The organism is Kocuria sp. WN036 (assembly GCF_002287015.1).
In the GTDB taxonomy this organism is placed as follows: Bacteria; Actinomycetota; Actinomycetes; order Actinomycetales; family Micrococcaceae; genus Kocuria; species Kocuria rosea.
The window spans coordinates 57934-76686 of record NZ_NSKF01000014.1 but is presented as its reverse complement, the minus strand read 5'-3'; the positions used below and the strand labels follow the sequence as shown (position 1 = coordinate 76686).

Below are 18753 nucleotides of genomic sequence, written 5' to 3'. Positions count from 1 at the left end.
GAGGTGCCGCCCGTGGGCGTTGCCGTACGTGTCATCCCCTGCCTGGACGTCGACGCCGGTCGAGTCGTCAAGGGAGTGAACTTCGAGAACCTGCGCGACGCCGGTGACCCGGTGGAGCTCGCCAAGCGCTACAACGAGGCCGGTGCGGACGAGCTGACGTTCCTCGACGTCACGGCGTCCTCGGCCGCCCGGGCCACGACCTTCGACGTGGTCTCCCGCACGGCCGAGCAGGTCTTCATCCCGCTCACGGTGGGCGGCGGCGTCCGCGCGGTCGCCGACGTCGACCGGCTGCTGCGCTGCGGCGCGGACAAGGCGTCCATCAACACCGCCGCGGTCGCCCGGCCCGGCGTGATCGACGAGATCACCGGGCACTTCGGCAGCCAGGTGCTCGTCCTCTCCCTCGACGCCCGCCGCACGGGCAACACGCCCTCCGGCTTCGAGGTCACGACCCACGGGGGGCGCACGCTGACCGGTCTCGACGCCCTGGACTGGGCGCAGGAGGCCGAGGACCGCGGCGTGGGGGAGATCCTGCTCAACTCCATGGACGCGGACGGCACCCGGGCGGGCTTCGACCTGGAGATGATCCGCGCCGTGCGCGCCCGGGTGCACGTGCCCCTGATCGCCTCCGGCGGCGCGGGCGCCCCCGAGCACTTCCCGCCGGCGGTGGACGCGGGCGCGGACGCCGTGCTCGCCGCCTCGATCTTCCACTTCGGTCCCGTGCACGCGATCGCCGAGGTCAAGGACGCGCTGCGCGCGGCCGGCCACGAGGTCCGCTGAACGGCCCCGTGGTCCGGGACGGCCACCGGGCGTAGAGTCGACAGTGAGCTGACGACAGTCGCTCGACAGGCCGACCCGAAGGAGAGTCCACCGTGGGACTGAACAGCATCATCAGGAGCTTCACCGGACGTGCCGGGGGGACCGCCGGCCGCCCCGCCGGCGGACGCCGGGGCACCCGCGGAATGAACGCCGCCGGACAGGCGGGCGCGGGCAGGAGCGGCCGCGGTCTGGGCGGCATGCTGCGCGGCCTCCTCAACCGCCGATAGCGCACCGCACGCGGGGCGGCCCCGGAACGGGGCCGCCCTGCACATGCCGAGGACATCCATGACCACGACCGAGCCGTCCGCCCCGGGCGAGAACTCCGGCCCCGCGGCGGACCCGGTCCGCCGGACGTCGTTCGCCACGAACGACGCCGACCGGGGCATCGCCGCCATGTCCGAGCTCTACACGGGTCTCGGCATGCGCCCGCCCACCGACGGCTCGTTCGAGCTGCGCATGGCGGCGGCCTCGACGGGCCCGCTCCTGGCGCACCGGTTCCGGCTGTCCACCTCGGAGTCCTCCGGCACGGGCGACGTCTCGGGCACGTACTCGGTCGTGCACGTGCTGACCGGGCGGCTGACGGTCAGCTCCGGGAAGGAGCGCATCGGCACGACCCTGCCGTTCCTGCTGCCCCAGGGTCTGTACGGCGGCCGGTGGGACGGGCTGCTGGAGCTGAGCACCGTGGTCCTGGACGCCCGCTCGGTCGAGGCGATCGCGCGCAACCTGCTCGGCGCCCCGGACTTCGCGCTGCGCTTCACGGGCAGCACGCCCGTGTCCGCGCAGATGACGCGGTACTGGCTGGCCCAGGTCCGGCACTTCCACCGGGACCTGCTGCCCAACGCGGAGGCGCTGCGCACGCCCCTGGTGCGGGCCGAGGCGTTCCGGTCGCTGGCCGGTGCCCTGCTGCACTGCTTCCCGAACACCTTCCTGGCGCAGCCGGCGCCGTCGGAGAGCGCACCGGCGCTGCCGGCGCAGGTGCGCCGGGCGGTCGCCTTCGTCGACGAGCACCTGCACGAGGACGTCGGTCTCGCCGAGATCGCCGCGGCGGCACGGATGAGTCCCCGCGGGCTGCAGGCCGCGTTCCGCCGGGAGCTCGGCCGCACCCCCGTCGGCTACCTGCGGGAGGCCCGCCTGGACGCCGCCCGGCAGGAGCTGCTCCGGGCCGACCCGGCCGGGGGAGCGACGGTCGCGGCCGTCGCCGCCTGCTGGGGCTTCGGCCTTCCCGGGCGCTTCGCGACCGCCTACCGGGCCCGGTTCGGGGAGCCGCCCGGCACCACGCTGCACCGCTGAGACCTCAGGCTCGGTCCCCGTCCCGGCAAGTCCCCTCCAACCAGTCCCGCACCGGGACGAGCGCCTCGTCGAGCGCCTGCCCGTCGAACCGCGCCGAGGGATCCTCCGCCAGGTCCTCACCGTAGGAGTCGACCAGCAGCTGCACCCGCGCGTAGTCGGCGGCCAGCGCCGGAGGAGCGGCCCCGCGCACGGCCTCGACCTCGTCCTCGACGTCCTGCACCTCCGCCACGGTCGGGCCCGCCGAGAGGCCGGCCGGCAGCAGCGCGAGCACCAGGAGGTCGTCGGCGACCGCCGCGCACGCCTCCCGGCGGTCCGGATAGGCGCCCCACGTGACGTCCGTGGCGGGAGCGGTCGACGCAGCGGGGGAGGCCGGGGGCGCCGCGGCAGTGGGGGAGCCGGTCGGCGGGCCCGGGGCGCCGGGGCTCCCGCATCCGCACAGCACCGCGACGACGAGCGCGGCCACCGCCGTGCCGGGGGCGGGGCGCCGCCCCGTCGCCGTCCTGGGATGCATCGTCTCGGTCCCGCCCGCCGTCGCCGCTCTGGTCCTGCTCCCACCATAGGCGCCGCCGACCCGACCCGGCAGGGCCACGGGCGGGCGGGCACGGCCTGCGGGTGCCGGAACTCCTATCCTGGAGCCCGGACGGCCGGGAGGAGGACGAACGTGCGAGTCGTCGTCGTCGCCGCCCGGGCCTGCGCCCTGGCCGTCGCGGTCTGGGCCCTGGTCTCGCGGGCGGACTGCGCCTTCGTGACGCGCACCTGCCTGGGGTCGAACCTGTTCAGCTACTTCACGGTCCACAGCGCCGTGCTGCTGATCCTGGCCGTGCTGCTGGCCCTCCTGCACACCGCCGCCGGGGCCCAGGAGCCGGGCTGGCTGACCGGGCTCCGGGCGATGGCCACCACCTACACCGTGGTCTCCGGGGCGGTGTTCGGGGTGCTGCTGGCCAACGCGGAGCTGTTCGGCCACCTCTTCCTCGTCCCGCTGTCCTCGCAGGTGCTGCACTTCGTGCTGCCGGTCTACGCCGTGGCCGACTTCCTGCTGTGCCCGGGCCGCCGGCGGCTGCGCTGGGCCGCCACCTGGGCGTCCACCGTGTTCCCGGCGCTGTGGGCCGTGTACACCCTGGTCCGGGGGCAGCTGGTGGGCTGGTACCCGTACTTCTTCCTCGACCCCGCCCTGGTGGGCGGCTATCGCGCGGTGGGCACCTACGCCCTCGGGCTGTCCGTGCTGATCCTCGCGGTGTCCTTCCTGACCGTCGCCGCCACCCGTCTGCCCACCGTCCCGGTAGGGTCGGCCCATGGACGACTCCTCTCCCGCCGGCCCGGTCCCTGATCCGGACGACGCCCAGCTCCTGCGCTCGTTCCGGCGCCTGGTGGACCGCCTCGCCGCGCTGCCGCCCGAGCGCGGGGACTAGCCCACGCCGCTCGGGCGGCACCTGTCCGCGGTGCTCGGCGCGGACGTGCGCACCCTGCCCGTGGTCTCGGAGGACTTCGCCCCGCACCGCCTGGCGGACGTCGACATCGCCCTCGCCGAGCTGTCGGGGGACGGGCCGGGCTCCCTCCTCGGCGTCAGCGGCGGCCGGAGCCGCGACGACCTCGGCCTCGCCGAGCTGCTCACGGCCCCGTACTCCGGGGCCGACATCGGCCCCGTCGACTACGCGACCCGGGCCACGGGCCCGGCCACCGAGCGGCAGGTCGTCGCGTTCGGCATCCGGTGCCTCACCGTGGACGGGGTGCCGGTGGCCGTGCTCCAGCGCATGCCCCGGCCCGAGTACGGCCGGTCGCAGGTGGTCCTGGAGGTGCTCGCCGCGGACCCCGCCGTCTGCGCCACGTTCCTCGCCCGGCTGCGGGCGCTGATGCTCGAGCGCAGCGTGCTGCGCGGCCAGGTGCTCTCGTTCGCCGCCACCGAGTACGGCAGCGAGGCCGGGGCCACGTTCCTGCCGCGCCCGCACGTGCCCGCCGACGAGATCGTGCTGCCCCCGGGCCTGCTGGAGCAGGTGGTGGGGCACGTCGTGGGCATCGGGGAGCACCGCGACGCGCTCCGGGCCGCGGGCCAGCACCTCAAGCGCGGGATCCTGCTCCACGGCCCGCCGGGGACCGGCAAGACCCTCACGGTCCGGCACCTGCTCTCCGTCACCCCGGGGACCACGGCGATCCTGCTGACCGGGTCGGGCCTGCACCTCATCGGGGCCGCCGCCGAGGTGGCCCGCACCTTCCAGCCGTCGATCGTGGTGCTCGAGGACGTCGACCTCGTGGCGATGGACCGGGACCTCGGGCCCGGGCCCCAGCCGGTGCTCTTCGAGGTGCTCGACGCCCTGGACGGGCTCGACGGCGACGCCGACGTCGCGTTCGTGCTCACGACCAACCGCGTGGCCGTGCTGGAGCGGGCGCTCGCCGAGCGCCCCGGGCGCGTGGACCTCGCGGTCGAGGTGCCGCTGCCGGACGCGGACGCCCGGTCCCGGCTGTTCCGGCGGTACGCGGGGGAGCAGCGGTTCTCCGCCGCCGCCCTCGACGCCGCGGCGGCGCGCGCGGAGGGGACCACCGGCTCCTTCCCGAAGGAGCTGGTCCGCCGGGCCGTCCTCGCGGCGGCCGTCCGGGGCGAGGACGCGGCGGACGCGGACCTGTCCGCCGCCCTCGACGGGCTCCTCTCCGGCCGGGAGGCGCTGACCCGCCGGCTGCTCGGCCACGCGGACACAGGGGAGTCCCCCGACGAGTACGAGGACACGGACGAGGACACGGGCGAGGACACGGGCGAGGACACGGACGGGCTCCGGTGGTGCGCCCGGCCGGAGGCCCCCTGACGGCTCCGGAGGTCCCCGGCGGACGCCGGGGGACGCCGGGGGCCGGGCCTCCCGGACAGGTCGATAGGATGGGTGGCGATGAGCGAGCAGACCCCCGACACCGGAACCGACGTCCTCGACCCCGCCGTGGCCCGGCGGCTCAAGCGCGACCCCTCGGGCCTCGTGGCCGCCGTGGTGCAGCAGCACGACACCCTCGAGGTGCTCATGCTGGGCTGGATGGACGACGAGGCCCTGCGCCGCACCCTCACGGAGGGCCGCGTGACGTTCTGGTCCCGCTCCCGCCAGGAGTACTGGCGCAAGGGCGACACGTCCGGGCACGTCCAGGCCGTGCACAGCGTGAGCCTCGACTGCGACGGCGACGCCCTCCTCGTCCGGGTCGACCAGACCGGGGCGGCCTGCCACACCGGCACCCGCAGCTGCTTCGACGGCCGCGACCTCGGCGCCGTCGCCGCCGTCTGAGCCCCGCCACCCTCCTCCCTCCCGTCCGCCACCAGGAAGTCAGGTCGACACCCATGCAGGACCTGGGCAGCATCAGCCCCACGCTCGAGGAGTTCCGCGCGCTCGCCGCGGAGCGCCGCGTCATCCCCGTCCGCGTCAAGATCCTCGCGGACGCCATGACCCCGATCGGTCTCTACCGGGCCCTCGCCCTCGAGGACGGGGCGGCCCGGGCGGGCACGTTCCTCCTCGAGTCCGCCGCCGAGGGCGGCGTCTGGTCCCGCTACTCCTTCATCGGCGCCAACTCGCGGGCCACGCTCACCGCCCGGAACGGCGAGGCGCACTGGATCGGGCAGGCCCCGGCCGGCGCCCCCACCGGCGGCAATCCCGTCGAGGCGCTGCGGGACACCATGGCGCTGCTGCACACGGAGCGCTTCGAGGACGTCCCCCCGCTGACCTCCGGGCTCGTGGGCTTCGTCGGCTGGGAGGCCGTGCGCCGCTGGGAGAAGCTCCCGCACCCGCCGGAGGACGACCTGCGCATCCCCGAACTGGCCATGAACCTGGTCTCGGACATCGCCGTCCACGACAACACGGACGGCACCGTGATGCTCGTGGCCAACGCGATCAACTTCGACGACACCGACGAGCGCGTCGACGAGGCCTGGGCCGACGCCGTGGACCGGGTGCACGCGATGCTCGAGCGGCTCGCCCGGCCCCTCGGCCACGGCACGGCCTCGACGCTCACCGGCAGCGACGAGATCCGGGGGGACCTCGAGTCCAAGGTCGACCAGAGCTGGGACCGCACCCTGTTCATGAACTCCATCGTGGAGGGCAAGAAGGCCATCGTGGACGGGGACATCTTCCAGGTGGTCGTCTCCCGGCGCTTCGAGACCGAGTGCACGGCCGACTCCCTCGACGTCTACCGCATGCTGCGCGCCATCAACCCCAGCCCGTACATGTACCTGTACAGCTTCGAGGACGCCGGCGGCCGTCCCTTCTCGATCGTCGGCTCCTCCCCGGAGGCGCTCGTGACCGTCACGGGGGACCAGGCGGTGACCCACCCCATCGCCGGGTCCCGCCCGCGCGGGCGCACGGTCGAGGAGGACCTGGCGCTGGAGCGGGACCTGCTCCAGGACGAGAAGGAGCGCTCCGAGCACCTCATGCTCGTGGACCTCGCGCGCAACGACATCTCCAAGATCGCCGTCCCGGGCTCGGTGGAGGTCACGGAGTTCATGGAGGTGGAGCGCTTCAGCCACATCATGCACCTGTGCTCCAACGTCGTCGGCCGGATGCGCCCGGACGCCACCGCCTACGACGTGCTCGCCGCGACGTTCCCCGCCGGCACCCTCTCCGGGGCGCCCAAGCCCCGGGCCCTGCGCCTGCTCGACGAGTACGAGCCCCTGCGCCGCGCCGTCTACGGCGGCGTGGTCGGCTACCTCGACTTCGCGGGGGACATGGACATGGCCATCGCCATCCGCACGGCCCTGCTCGTCGACGGCAAGGCCTACGTCCAGGCCGGCGGCGGGATCGTCGCCGACTCCGACCCCGAGACCGAGGCCCTCGAGTCCCTCAACAAGGCCACCGCACCGCTGCGGGCGGTGCTGCTCGCCGAGCGGCTGCACGCCCTGGACCTCGACCGGGTGGCCGTGCCGGAGACGGGCGCCGGGCGTGCCTGAGGCCCGCGGCTCCCGGCGGGCGGCGCTGTCCCGGCGGTCCACGGTGGTGCTCGCCACCCTGGTCGCCGCCCTGGCCGTGTTCGCCTGCTCGGCCGCCACCTGGGTCTCCGCCACGGTGCAGACCACGCTCGAGCCCGTGACCGTGGACGTCGCCGGGTCCGACGCCGCGCCGGCCGTCACCGCCCTCGGGCTCGTCGCGGCCGCCGGTGCCCTCACCACGGCGATCTCCGGCCGGGTGCTGCGCACCGTGGTGTCCGTGGTGGTCGTGCTCGCCGGCCTCGGCGCACTGGCCGCGTCCGTGGCCGTGCTGGCCGATCCGGCCGGGGCCGCGCAGACCGCCGTGGGCGAGGCCACCGGCATGATCAACGCCGGCGGCGACTTCGCCGTCACCGCCTGGCCCCCGCTCGCGGCGGCCGCCTCGGCGCTCGTGGCGCTGTGCGGCGCCTGGGCCCTCGTGGCCGGCCGCACCTGGACCGCGGCCCGGCGCTACGAGCGCTCCGGGGCGGACGGGCCCCCGGCCGCGACGGCCCGCTCCGGCGACGAGATCGACTCGTGGGACGCCCTCACCGAGGGCCACGACCCCACCGCCTGAGCACCCTGCCCGCCCCGGGGCCCGGGCCCGCCGCGGCGGGGCAGCGGGCGCCCCGGGGCCCCGTGGGGCGTGCGCGGGCGCGGGCCGAGGGGTGGCACAATGGGACGGGACAGACTGTCAGCAACCGCCGCGCCCCGCCGGGGCCGTGCGCGCGGAGCCGGCCGGCTCCGGCAGGGAAATCGGGAGTGCAACAACATGGCAAACGGAAACGAGATCGTCCTCGACCACACCGGCTTCGTGGGGCACGGCAACACGCTGGCCGCGTGGGTGACCGTCGGCATCATGTCGGTGGGCGTCATCGTCGGCGTGGTGGGCTTCACGGTGGGCAGCACCGCCCTGCTGATCGCGGGCATCGTGCTGGTCGTCGTCGGGCTCGTCGCCGGCGCCGTGCTGAGCAGGATGGGCCACGGCAGCGGCTCCGAGCAGCGCAAGCACGAGGCGCGCCAGCACCAGGGCTGAGACCGGGGCCGGCACGGGCCGGCCCCGGGAGCGCGGCACGCGCACGGGCCGACCGGTCCCCGGAAGGGACCGGTCGCCGTCCCCGCCCGGTCCGGGCGCGGCCCACGAACGCACCAGCGCGGCCAGCGCCGCCGAGAGGACAGGAAACCATGTCGCAACAGAGCACCGGGACGGTCCTGGACGCCATCATCGAGGGCGTCCGGGCGGATCTCGCGGAGCGCCGTGAGCGCGTCGGCCTCGACGAGCTCCGCCGGGCCGCCGCGCAGCGGCCGCCGGCCCTGGACGCCGAGTCGGCGCTCCGGGGACCCAGCACGGACGCCGTGCAGGTCATCGCCGAGGTCAAGCGCTCGAGCCCCTCCAAGGGCGCGCTGGCCCCGATCGAGGACCCGGCGCGCCTGGCCGCGGCCTACGAGCACGGCGGGGCCTCGGTGATCTCCGTGCTGACGGAGCAGCGACGCTTCAACGGCTCCCTGGCGGACCTCGACGCCGTGCGCGCGGCGGTGGGGGTGCCCGTGCTGCGCAAGGACTTCACGGTCGACGAGTACCAGATCTGGGAGGCGCGCGCCCACGGGGCCGACCTCGTCCTGCTGATCGTCGCCGCCCTCTCCGACGACGAGCTGCGCCGCTTCCTCGCGCTGACCCACGAGCTGGGCATGCACGCCCTGGTGGAGACGCACACGCCCGAGGAGATCGAGCGGGCGGTCGCCGTGGGCGCCCGCATCGTGGGCGTCAACGTCCGCAACCTCAAGACCCTCGACACCGACGTCGAGACCTTCGGCCGGCTCGCCGGCCTCCTGCCCCAGGACGCGGTGATCGTGGCCGAGTCCGGCGTCGAGGGCGAGGAGCAGATCGCCCTCTACGCCTCGCACGGTGCCAAGGCCGTCCTGGTCGGCGAGGCCCTCGTGCGCAGCGCCGAGCCCGCGTCCACCATCGCGGCCTTCCGCGCGGCCGGTGCCGCCGCGCGCGCCCGGCGGCACGTCCCCGAGGCCGAGGCGGAGGCCGTCGCCGCGGAGGCCGCCTCCCTGCGCGAGGCCCCCGGACCGTACTTCGGGGACTTCGGGGGCCGGTGGATGCCCGAGTCCCTCATCGCCGCGCTCGACGAGCTCACGGACGTGTTCGAGAAGGCGAAGGCCGACCCGGAGTTCACCGCGGAGTTCCAGCGGCTCTCCCGCGACTACTCGAACCGGCCCTCCCTGCTCACCGAGGCCCAGCGCTTCGCCGCCGAGGCCGGGTGCCGGATCTTCCTCAAGCGGGAGGACCTCAACCACACCGGCTCGCACAAGATCAACAACGTGCTCGGCCAGGCCCTGCTGGCGCGCCGGATGGGCAAGACCCGGCTGATCGCCGAGACCGGCGCCGGCCAGCACGGCGTGGCCTCGGCCACCGCCGCCGCCCTGTTCGGCATGGAGTGCGTGGTCTACATGGGCGAGGAGGACACCCGGCGCCAGGCCCTCAACGTCGCGCGCATGGAGCTGCTGGGAGCCACCGTGGTGCCCGTGACCAACGGCTCCCGCACGCTGAAGGACGCGATCAACGAGGCCCTGCGGGACTGGGTCGCCTCCGTCGAGCACACCCACTACCTGCTGGGCACCGCGGCGGGGCCGTACCCGTTCCCCGCGATGGTCCGCTACTTCCACGAGCAGATCGGCGAGGAGACCCGCGAGCAGATCCTGGCCCAGGCCGGGCGCCTCCCGGACGCCGTCGCGGCCTGCGTGGGCGGCGGGTCCAACGCGATCGGCATCTTCCACGGCTTCCTGGACGACCCCTCGGTGGAGCTCTACGGCCTCGAGGCCGGCGGGGACGGCGTGGAGTCCGGACGCCACGCCGCCACGATCTCGCTGGGCCGCCCCGGGGTGCTGCACGGCGCCCGGACCTACCTCATGCAGGACGAGGACGGGCAGACGCTCGAGTCCCACTCGATCTCCGCGGGCTTGGACTACCCGGCCGTGGGCCCCGAGCACTCCTACCTGCACGACATCGGGCGGGCGCGCTACGAGGCGATCACCGACGTGGAGGCGATGGAGTCCTTCCGGCTCCTGTGCCGCACCGAGGGCATCATCCCCGCCATCGAGACCTCCCACGCCCTGGCCGGCGCGCTGAAGATCGGCCGGCGCTGGGTGGAGGAGCTCGGGCCGGAGGCGGCCGCGGAGAAGATCATCGTGGTCTCCCTCTCCGGGCGCGGCGACAAGGACGTGGCGACCGCCGCGGAATGGTTCGGGATGCTACCGGACGACAGCGCCGAGGCCGAGCTCGGTGAGAAGGGCGAGCGACTGTGAGCACCACCCGACACGAGACCCCCGGGGCGGACCTCGCCTCCCGCCTCCTGCCGCCGGGCCTGAGCGCCGACCCCGGCTCGAGGCTCGCCGCGCGCATCGCCGAGTGCCGGGACCAGGGCCGGCCGGCCCTCGTCGGCTACCTCCCCGCCGGCTTCCCGACCGTCGACGAGTCCATCGAGGCGGCCGTGGCCCTGGGCACCAACGGCGCCGACGTCATCGAGATCGGCATCCCGTACTCGGACCCCGTCATGGACGGGCCGGTGATCCAGCACGCGACCACCACGGCCCTCGCCAACGGGTTCCGGGTGGCCGACGTGTTCCGCGTGGTCCGTGCCGTGGCCGAGCGCACCGACGCGGTGCCCGTGGTGATGACCTACTGGAACCCCGTCCTGCAGATGGGCGTCGACACGTTCGCCCGCCGGCTCGCCGAGGCCGGGGGAGCGGGGATGATCACCCCCGACCTGATCCCCGACGAGGCCCGGGAGTGGTTCGCCGCGTCCCAGGCCCACGGCCTGGACCGGATCTTCCTGGTGGCGCCCTCCTCCTCGCGGGAGCGGCTCGACCTGGTGGTCAAGGCCGCGAGCGGCTTCGTCTACGCGGTCTCCGTGATGGGTGTCACCGGCGCCCGGGACGCCGTCTCCGACGTCGCCGAGAAGCTCGTGGCGGACACCCGCGCCGCCGGGGCCCAGCACGTGTGCGTGGGCCTGGGCGTCTCCCGCCGGGAGCACGTCGAGGAGATCGGGGCCTACGCGGACGGCGTCATCGTGGGCACCGCCCTCGTGCAGGCGCTGGCCGACGGCGGCCCCGAGGCCGTGGGCGCGCTGGCCCGGGAACTGGCCGGGCGCGCCTGATAGCGTGACGTGGCGCCCCGCCCTCCTCCGGGCGGGGCCGCCCGTCCCGACGACCCCACGAGCCGAGGCCCCACCGCATGCTGCTGAGCGCCGTTCCCCCCGTGCCCGCCCTGATGAGCGCCCCGCTCCGGCAGGGCATCCCCTCCCCGGACTGGTCCGGCTTCTCGCTCGGCCCGCTGACCGTGCACGCCTACGCGCTGTGCATCCTCGCGGGCATCGCGGCGGCGCTGTGGCTGACCACGCGCCGCTGGGCGGCCCGGGGGCTGGACCCGGAGATCGTGTGGGACATCGTGATGTGGGCCGTTCCCGCCGGGATCGTGGGCGCCCGCGCCTACCACGTGCTCATCACCGACCCGGCCGGCTACTTCGGCCCGGGCGCCGACCCCGTCGACGCGCTGCGGATCTGGGAGGGAGGCCTCGGGATCATGGGGGCCGTGGCCTTCGGCGCGGCGGCCGCGTGGTGGGTGTGCCGCCGCAACAACGTCTCCCTGGCCGTCTTCGCCGACGCCGCGGCACCCGGCCTGCTCCTCGCGCAGGCGATCGGGCGCTGGGGCAACTGGTTCAACCAGGAGCTCTTCGGCCGGCCCACCACCCTGCCGTGGGGCCTCGAGATCGACCCCGGCAGCCCGAACTTCCCGGCCGGGCTGCCGGCCGACACGCTCTTCCACCCCACGTTCCTCTACGAGTCCCTGTGGAACCTGCTCGGCGTGGTGCTCCTGCTGGCCCTGGACCGGCGGTTCCGCCTGGACGGCGGCCGCCTCTTCGCGCTCTACCTGGTCCACTACGGCCTGGGCCGGATGCTCATCGAGCTGTTCCTGCGGATCGACCCGTCCCTCATGGTGCTGGGCCTGCGCGTGCACGTGTGGACCGCCCTGGGGCTCGTGCTGCTCGGGCTGGCCCTCTTCGCGGCGGCGGTGCTCCGCCGCCGCAGGGCCCGCGGCGCCGCGGTGGAGCCCTCGCGCGCCTGATACCGCACCGGGGGCCGCACCGGGGCTCCTGGCCGGAGAGTTTTCAGAGCTGTAACATCTGAGTGCTAGATTTTTCCAGCGCCTGACGGGCGGACGGGTGAACCACGTCCACCGCTCCGGTGCACGCCACGATCGTCCATCGTCGGACATTCCTGGAACGGGGCCCTTCCGCCGCCCGGCACCTCTTCGACCACTGCTCGAGGACGTCGGCGGCAGCTCACGATCCGGCGGCACCTCCCGACCGGAGCTCTGCCGCGGGGGCCGCTCCTGTTGACCGCATCCCATGGTGAGGAGACGTCAGTCATGACCTCTACCCCGGCCGGCACCCCCGGTGACACTTCCGCCCAGGGCGGCACGGACCCGCGTCCGGCCGATCCCGCCGAGACCGCGCAGGAGCAGCCGGAGTCCCCGTTCGAGCAGTTCTCCAACGCGCCCGAGGAGCAGGGCCTCTACCACCCGGACGAGGAGAAGGACGCGTGCGGCCTCGCCGTGGTCGCGACCCTCAACGGCGCCCCGAGCCACGAGATCGTCGACGCGGCGCTGACGGCACTGCGCAACCTGGAGCACCGCGGCGCCGTGGGCGGCGACGAGGGCACCGGTGACGGCGCCGGGCTGCTGACCCAGCTGCCGGACGCGTTCTTCCGCGCCGTGCTGGACTTCGAGCTGCCGCCCCTGGGCGGCTACGCCGTGGGCACCGCGTTCCTCCCGCACGGCGGGGAGAACGCGGAGCGGATCCAGGGCGCCCTCGAGGATCTCGCGCGCTCCGAGGAGCTGCAGGTCCTCGGCTGGCGGCCCGTCCCGATCGCCGAGTCCGTGGTGGGCCGGTCCGCGCGGGAGGTCATGCCCTACTTCGTGCAGCTCTTCGTGGCCGAGACCACGCCGGCCCCCGAGGACGAGGCCGCCCGGCGGCGCCTGGACCAGAAGGCGTTCCGGCTGCGCAAGCGCGCCCAGAACCGGTCCGGCGTCTACTTCCCCTCGCTGTCCTCGCGCACGATCGTCTACAAGGGCATGCTGACCACCCAGCAGCTCGAGCCCTTCTACCCGGACCTGTCCGACGAGCGGTTCACCACCGAGCTCGCGATCGTGCACTCCCGGTTCTCCACCAACACCTTCCCCTCGTGGCCGCTGGCCCAGCCCATGCGCACGCTCGCGCACAACGGCGAGATCAACACCGTCAAGGGCAACCGGAACTGGATGCGCGCCCGCCAGTCGCAGCTGAAGTCCCCGCTGCTGGGCCGCAACCCCGAGGAGCTGTTCCCGATCTGCTCGGAGGGCGCCTCCGACTCGCAGTCCCTGGACGAGGTCGCCGAGCTGCTCGTGCTCTCCGGCCGCCCGGTCACCCAGGCCATGATGATGATGATCCCGGAGGCCTGGGAGAACCACGAGACCATGGACCCCGCCCGCAAGGCGTTCTACCGCTACCACGCCTCCTTCATGGAGCCGTGGGACGGGCCCGCCGCGGTGGCCTTCACCGACGGCGTGCAGGTCGGGTCCCTGCTGGACCGCAACGGGCTGCGCCCCGGCCGGTTCTGGGTCACGGACGACGGCCTGGTCGTCTTCGCATCGGAGGTCGGCGTCGTCGACGTCGGGGACCGCAAGATCGTGCGCAAGGGCCGCGTGTCCCCGGGCACGATGTTCCTCGTGGACACCGCGCAGGGCCGGATCGTCGAGGACGCCGAGATCAAGGCCCAGATCGCCTCCGCCGCCCCGTGGGAGGAGTGGGCCGACAGCAACATCGTCGACATCACGGACCTCCCCGAGCGCGAGCACATGATCCACCCGCGCTCCTCCATCACCCTGCGCCAGAAGACCTTCGGGTACACGCAGGAGGAGCTGAAGATGATCGTCGGGCCCATGGCGGCCAAGGGCGCCGAGCCCATCTACGCGATGGGCACCGACACCCCGATCGCCGTGCTCTCCGAGAAGTCCCGCACCCTGTTCGACTACTTCGTGCAGTCCTTCGCCCAGGTCACCAACCCCCCGCTGGACGCCATCCGCGAGGAGCTCGTCACAAGCCTGCGCGGCTCCGTGGGCCCCTCCGGCAACCTGCTGACCACCGAGCGGGTCCGCACCCGCCAGGTCGCGGTGGACTTCCCGGTCATCGACAACGACCAGCTCGACCAGTTCCTGCACCTCGAGGGCGAGGACGGGATGCCCGCGGCCCTCAAGGTCCGGGGCCTGTACCGCCCCGACGGCGGCGCGGAGTCCCTGCGCGCCCGGATCGCGGAGATCTGCGAGAAGGTCTCCGCGGCAGTGGCCCGCGGCGTCGAGTACGTGATCGTCTCCGACCGCGACTCCAACGGCGCGTGGGCCCCGATCCCGTCGCTGCTGCTCACCTCGGCCGTGCACCACCACCTCCTGCGCTCCGCGACCCGCACCAAGGTGGCGCTGGTCGTGGAGGCCGGCGACGTGCGCGAGGTCCACCACGTGGCGCTGCTCATCGGCTACGGCGCGTCCGCGGTGAACCCCTACCTGGCGATGGAGTCCGCGGAGGAGCTGGTCCGCTCGGGCGACCTCACCGGGATCACCACCGAGCACGCGGTGCACAACCTGATCAAGGCCCTGGGCAAGGGCGTGCAGAAGATCATGTCCAAGATGGGCATCTCCACGGTCTCCTCCTACTGCGGCGCCCAGGTCTTCGAGGCCCTCGGCCTGTCGCGCGAGCTCGTGGACGACTACTTCACCGGCACCCACACCCAGATCGGCGGCATCGGCCTCGACGTGATCGCCGAGGAGACGGCCTCCCGCCACCGCCGGGCGTACCCGGCGGACGGCGTGACCGAGCCCCACCGGGACCTCGAGACCGGCGGCGAGTACGACTGGCGCCGGGACGGCCCGCCGCACCTGTTCAACCCCCAGACCGTCTTCCGGCTGCAGCACGCCACCCGCACCGGCCGCTACGACATCTTCAAGTCCTACACGAAGCTCGTGGACGACCAGACGAAGAAGCTGCTGACCCTGCGCGGGCTGCTCGGCTTCACCGCGGACCGCAAGCCGGTGCCGCTCGAGGAGGTCGAGCCCGTCAGCTCGATCGTCAAGCGCTTCCAGACCGGGGCGATGAGCTACGGCTCCATCTCCCAGGAGGCGCACGAGACCCTGGCGATCGCGATGAACCGGCTCGGCGCGAAGTCCAACACCGGTGAGGGCGGCGAGGACGTCGACCGGCTGCTCGACCCGCAGCGGCGCTCGGCGATCAAGCAGGTGGCCTCCGGCCGGTTCGGCGTCACGAGCCTGTACCTGACCAACGCCGACGACATCCAGATCAAGATGGCCCAGGGCGCGAAGCCCGGCGAGGGCGGCCAGCTCATGGCCCAGAAGCTGTACCCGTGGATCGCCCGCACGCGCCACTCCACCCCGGGCGTGTCCCTGATCTCGCCGCCGCCGCACCACGACATCTACTCGATCGAGGACCTGGCGCAGCTGATCTACGACCTCAAGCGCTCCAACCCGCAGGCCCGGGTGCACGTCAAGCTGGTCTCCGAGATCGGCATCGGCACCGTGGCCTCGGGCGTCACCAAGGCCAAGGCGGACGTGGTGCTCGTCTCCGGGCACGACGGCGGCACGGGCGCGGCCCCGCTGAACTCCCTCAAGCACGCCGGCGCCCCCTGGGAGCTCGGCCTCGCCGAGACCCAGCAGACGCTGATGCTCAACGGGCTGCGGGACCGCGTGGTCGTCCAGGCGGACGGGCAGATGAAGACCGGCCGGGACGTGATCGTCGCCGCGCTGCTCGGCGCGGAGGAGTTCGGCTTCGCCACGGCGCCGCTGATCGTCGAGGGCTGCATCATGATGCGCAAGTGCCACCTGGACACCTGCCCGGTAGGCGTGGCCACCCAGAACCCGGAGCTGCGCAAGCGGTTCACGGGGCGGGCCGAGCACGTGGTGAACTTCTTCGAGTTCATCGCCGAGGAGGTCCGGGAGTACCTGGCCCAGCTCGGGTTCCGCTCGATCGAGGAGGCCGTCGGGCACGCCGAGGTCCTCGAGACCAAGGACGCCATCGACCACTGGAAGGCGCACGGGCTGGACCTCTCGCCGATCCTGCACTCCACGGTGCTCGAGCACCGGGGCGCGGCGGTGCGCAACATGCGCGGCCAGGACCACGAGCTGGAGAAGCACTTCGACAACGAGCTGATCCGGCTCTCCCGGGCCGCCCTGGAGAAGCGCGAGCCCGTGCGGATCCAGCAGCACATCATCAACACGGACCGCGCGGTCGGCACGATGCTCGGCCACGTGGTGACGCGGACGTTCGGCACGGACGTCCTCGCCCACGACACCATCGACGTGACGCTCACGGGCCAGGCCGGCCAGTCCCTCGGCGCGTTCCTCCCGCAGGGCATCACCCTGCGGCTCGAGGGCGACGCCAACGACTACAGCGGCAAGGGCCTGTCCGGGGGGCGGATCATCGTGCGCCCCGAGCGGGACGCGGTGTTCGAGGCCTCCGAGAACGTCATCGCGGGCAACGTGATCGGCTACGGCGCCACGAGCGGGGAGATCTTCCTGCGCGGCACCGTGGGCGAGCGGTTCCTGGTGCGCAACTCGGGCGCCACGGCGGTGGTCGAGGGCATCGGCGACCACGGCTGCGAGTACATGACCGGCGGCACCGCCCTGGTGCTCGGCCGCACCGGGCGCAACTTCGGCGCCGGCATGTCCGGCGGCGTGGCCTACGTCATCGACCTCGCCGAGACCTCGGTCAACAAGCAGGCGCGCGACGGCGGCGAGCTGCAGCTGCTGCCCCTGGACGAGGCGGACGCCGAAGTCGTGCTGGCGCTCATCACGAAGCACGCCGAGGAGACGGGCTCCGAGCTCGCGGACCGGCTCCTGGCCGACCCCGTGGCCACGCTCGGGCGTTTCACCAAGGTCCTGCCGCGGGAGTACGCCGCCGTGCAGGGCATCCGCGAAGAGGCCCGGAGCCAGGGGCAGGACCCCGACGGCGACGAGGCCTGGCACAAGATCCTGGAGGTGACGACCCGTGGCTGATCCGCGCGGTTTCATGAAGGTGACCGAGCGCGTCGACCGCCCCAAGCGGCCGGTGCCCGTCCGGATCATGGACTGGAAGGAGGTCCAGGAGGCCCAGGACCGGGGGGTCCTGCAGAAGCAGGCCGGCCGGTGCATGGACTGCGGGATCCCCTTCTGCCACGAGGGCTGCCCCCTCGGCAACCTGATCCCCGAGTGGAACGACCTCGTGTGGCGGGGCCTCGACGCCGAGGCGGTCGAGCGCATGCACGCCACCAACAACTTCCCGGAGTTCACCGGGCGGGTCTGCCCGGCCCCGTGCGAGTCCTCGTGCGTGCTCGGCATCAACCAGCCGGCGGTGACCATCAAGCAGATCGAGTACTCGATCGGGGAGATGGGCTTCGACGAGGGCATCGTCAAGCCGTACGTGCCCCAGCGCCTGGTCGGCAAGACCGTGGCGGTCGTGGGCTCCGGGCCCGGCGGCCTCGCGGTCGCCCAGCAGCTGACCCAGGCCGGGTTCACGGTGGCGGTCTACGAGCGCGACGACCGCATCGGCGGGCTGCTGCGCTACGGCATCCCCGACTTCAAGATGGAGAAGGAGGTCCTCGACCGGCGCCTCGACGTGATGCGCGCCGAGGGCACCCGCTTCCGCCCCGGGGTGGAGATCGGCAAGGACATCACCTGGGACCAGCTCAAGCGCCGCTACGACGCCGTGGTGGTCGCCACCGGCGCCACCCGGCCGCGGGACCTCGAGATCCCGGGCCGGGACCTGGACGGCGTCCACTTCGCGATGGACTACCTGGTGCAGGGCAACCGCGTGGTGGCCGGCGACGAGGTCGAGGACCAGATCTCCGCGGCGGGCAAGCACGTCATCGTCCTGGGCGGCGGCGACACCGGCTCGGACTGCATCGGCACCGCCAACCGCCAGGGCGCGGCGTCGATCACGTCCCTGGCGATCGGGCGCAAGCCCGCCGCGGACCGCTCCGACGCCGACCCGTGGCCGATGATGCCCAAGGTCTTCGAGGTCTCGACCTCCCACGAGGAGGGCGGCGACCGCACCTACATGGCCTCCACCGTGGAGTTCGTGGGGGAGGGCGGCAGGCTCACCGGCCTGAAGGTCGCCGAGACCGAGTACCTGCCCGACGGCCGGCGCGCCCCCAAGGGCGGCACCGAGCGGGTGATCCCGGCGGACCTCGTCTTCCTGGCCCTGGGCTTCACCGGCAACGAGTCCGAGGACATCACCGAGCAGATCGGCGCCGAGCTGGACGGCCGGACCAACCTGGCCCGGGACGACCGGTACATGACCAGCGTGGACGGCGTCTTCGCGTGCGGCGACGCCGGCCGCGGCCAGTCCCTCGTCGTCTGGGCGATCGCCGAGGGCCGCGCCTGCGCGGCCGCCGTCGAACGGTTCCTCATGGGCTCGACCCGTCTGCCCGAGCCCGTGGCCCCGACCGACCGGGCCATCGACCTCACCCTGTAGGACGGCACCGGGCCCCACGGTCCCGCGGCGCGGGCCGCCCCCTTCCGAGAGGGGGAGGCGGCCCGCGCCGTCGCACGTCCGGGGCGGGCCGACGGGCCGGGCGCCTCGACACCGGCGGCGGCGTTGGTAGGCTGGGAACGACCTCCCGCCCCAGGGCGGACATCC

14 protein-coding genes are annotated in these 18753 nt (G+C 73.8%); 13 read left to right on the top strand and 1 reads right to left on the bottom strand.

Annotation, left to right across the window (positions count from 1 at the left end; genetic code table 11):
• Positions 1-12: 12 nt before the first annotated feature.
• Positions 13-777, top strand: a complete 765-nt coding sequence (gene hisF / locus CK505_RS10305) for an imidazole glycerol phosphate synthase subunit HisF (RefSeq protein WP_095651009.1) — start codon at positions 13-15, stop codon at positions 775-777.
• A gap of 324 nt (positions 778-1101) precedes the next feature.
• Positions 1102-2106 carry an AraC family transcriptional regulator gene (locus tag CK505_RS10300; protein ID WP_217987547.1) on the top strand — a complete coding sequence of 335 codons (1005 nt, stop codon included), beginning with the start codon at positions 1102-1104 and terminating at the stop codon, positions 2104-2106.
• Positions 2107-2110: 4 nt separating this feature from the next.
• Here the strand turns inward: CK505_RS10300 and CK505_RS10295 are convergent, their stop codons facing one another.
• On the bottom strand, positions 2111-2617 hold the full coding sequence (locus tag CK505_RS10295) for a hypothetical protein (RefSeq protein WP_141246806.1): 507 nt from the start codon (positions 2615-2617) through the stop codon (positions 2111-2113).
• 150 nt (positions 2618-2767) lie between these two features.
• On the opposite strand from CK505_RS10295, the gene CK505_RS10290 reads away from it, so the two are divergent.
• The 11 genes from CK505_RS10290 to CK505_RS10240 all read left to right on the top strand — a co-directional run bounded on the left by CK505_RS10290 (position 2768) and on the right by CK505_RS10240 (position 18588).
• Positions 2768-3433 carry a Pr6Pr family membrane protein gene (locus tag CK505_RS10290; protein WP_017833954.1) on the top strand — a complete coding sequence of 222 codons (666 nt, stop codon included), beginning with the start codon at positions 2768-2770 and terminating at the stop codon, positions 3431-3433.
• A 127-nt stretch (positions 3434-3560) separates the two neighbouring features.
• Positions 3561-4901 carry an ATP-binding protein gene (locus CK505_RS10285; RefSeq protein WP_255250932.1) on the top strand — a complete coding sequence of 447 codons (1341 nt, stop codon included), beginning with the start codon at positions 3561-3563 and terminating at the stop codon, positions 4899-4901.
• A 78-nt stretch (positions 4902-4979) separates the two neighbouring features.
• Complete coding sequence (gene hisI, locus CK505_RS10280; RefSeq protein ID WP_017833956.1) at positions 4980-5360, top strand: phosphoribosyl-AMP cyclohydrolase; 381 nt, start codon at positions 4980-4982, stop codon at positions 5358-5360.
• Between the two features lie 53 nt (positions 5361-5413).
• Complete coding sequence (locus tag CK505_RS10275; protein ID WP_095651007.1) at positions 5414-7012, top strand: anthranilate synthase component I; 1599 nt, start codon at positions 5414-5416, stop codon at positions 7010-7012.
• Positions 7005-7604 carry a Trp biosynthesis-associated membrane protein gene (locus CK505_RS10270; protein ID WP_095651006.1) on the top strand — a complete coding sequence of 200 codons (600 nt, stop codon included), beginning with the start codon at positions 7005-7007 and terminating at the stop codon, positions 7602-7604. Before CK505_RS10275 ends, CK505_RS10270 begins: the two co-directional genes overlap by 8 nt.
• Before the next feature lie 195 nt (positions 7605-7799).
• Entirely contained in the window at positions 7800-8063 is a 264-nt protein-coding gene (locus tag CK505_RS10265) for an HGxxPAAW family protein (protein ID WP_017833959.1), read from the top strand.
• A 149-nt stretch (positions 8064-8212) separates the two neighbouring features.
• Positions 8213-10339, top strand: coding sequence for a tryptophan synthase subunit beta (trpB, locus tag CK505_RS10260; RefSeq protein ID WP_095651005.1), 2127 nt, complete (start codon positions 8213-8215; stop codon positions 10337-10339).
• Between the two features lie 47 nt (positions 10340-10386).
• Positions 10387-11190, top strand: coding sequence for a tryptophan synthase subunit alpha (gene trpA / locus CK505_RS10255; RefSeq protein WP_052132747.1), 804 nt, complete (start codon positions 10387-10389; stop codon positions 11188-11190).
• A 77-nt stretch (positions 11191-11267) separates the two neighbouring features.
• The gene (gene lgt, locus CK505_RS10250; protein ID WP_095651004.1) at positions 11268-12158 is read left to right on the top strand and encodes a prolipoprotein diacylglyceryl transferase; all 891 of its coding nucleotides are present in this window, start codon (positions 11268-11270) and stop codon (positions 12156-12158) included.
• Positions 12159-12461: 303 nt separating this feature from the next.
• On the top strand, positions 12462-17132 hold the full coding sequence (gene gltB / locus CK505_RS10245) for a glutamate synthase large subunit (protein ID WP_095651003.1): 4671 nt from the start codon (positions 12462-12464) through the stop codon (positions 17130-17132).
• Positions 17125-18588, top strand: a complete 1464-nt coding sequence (locus tag CK505_RS10240; protein WP_031283259.1) for a glutamate synthase subunit beta — start codon at positions 17125-17127, stop codon at positions 18586-18588. The genes gltB and CK505_RS10240 overlap by 8 nt, the downstream gene beginning before the upstream one ends.
• Positions 18589-18753 lie beyond the last annotated feature (165 nt).

Bases quoted from the DNA above. Each gene is read 5' to 3' on its own strand.
- CK505_RS10300 (WP_217987547.1), top strand. From the start codon at position 1,102: ATGACCACGACCGAGCCGTCCGCCCCGGGCGAGAACTCCGGCCCCGCG.
- gltB (WP_095651003.1), top strand. From the start codon at position 12,462: ATGACCTCTACCCCGGCCGGCACCCCCGGTGACACTTCCGCCCAGGGC.
- CK505_RS10265 (WP_017833959.1), top strand. From the start codon at position 7,800: ATGGCAAACGGAAACGAGATCGTCCTCGACCACACCGGCTTCGTGGGG.
- CK505_RS10295 (WP_141246806.1), bottom strand. From the start codon at position 2,617: ATGCATCCCAGGACGGCGACGGGGCGGCGCCCCGCCCCCGGCACGGCG.
- hisI (WP_017833956.1), top strand. From the start codon at position 4,980: ATGAGCGAGCAGACCCCCGACACCGGAACCGACGTCCTCGACCCCGCC.
- lgt (WP_095651004.1), top strand. From the start codon at position 11,268: ATGCTGCTGAGCGCCGTTCCCCCCGTGCCCGCCCTGATGAGCGCCCCG.
- CK505_RS10275 (WP_095651007.1), top strand. From the start codon at position 5,414: ATGCAGGACCTGGGCAGCATCAGCCCCACGCTCGAGGAGTTCCGCGCG.
- trpB (WP_095651005.1), top strand. From the start codon at position 8,213: ATGTCGCAACAGAGCACCGGGACGGTCCTGGACGCCATCATCGAGGGC.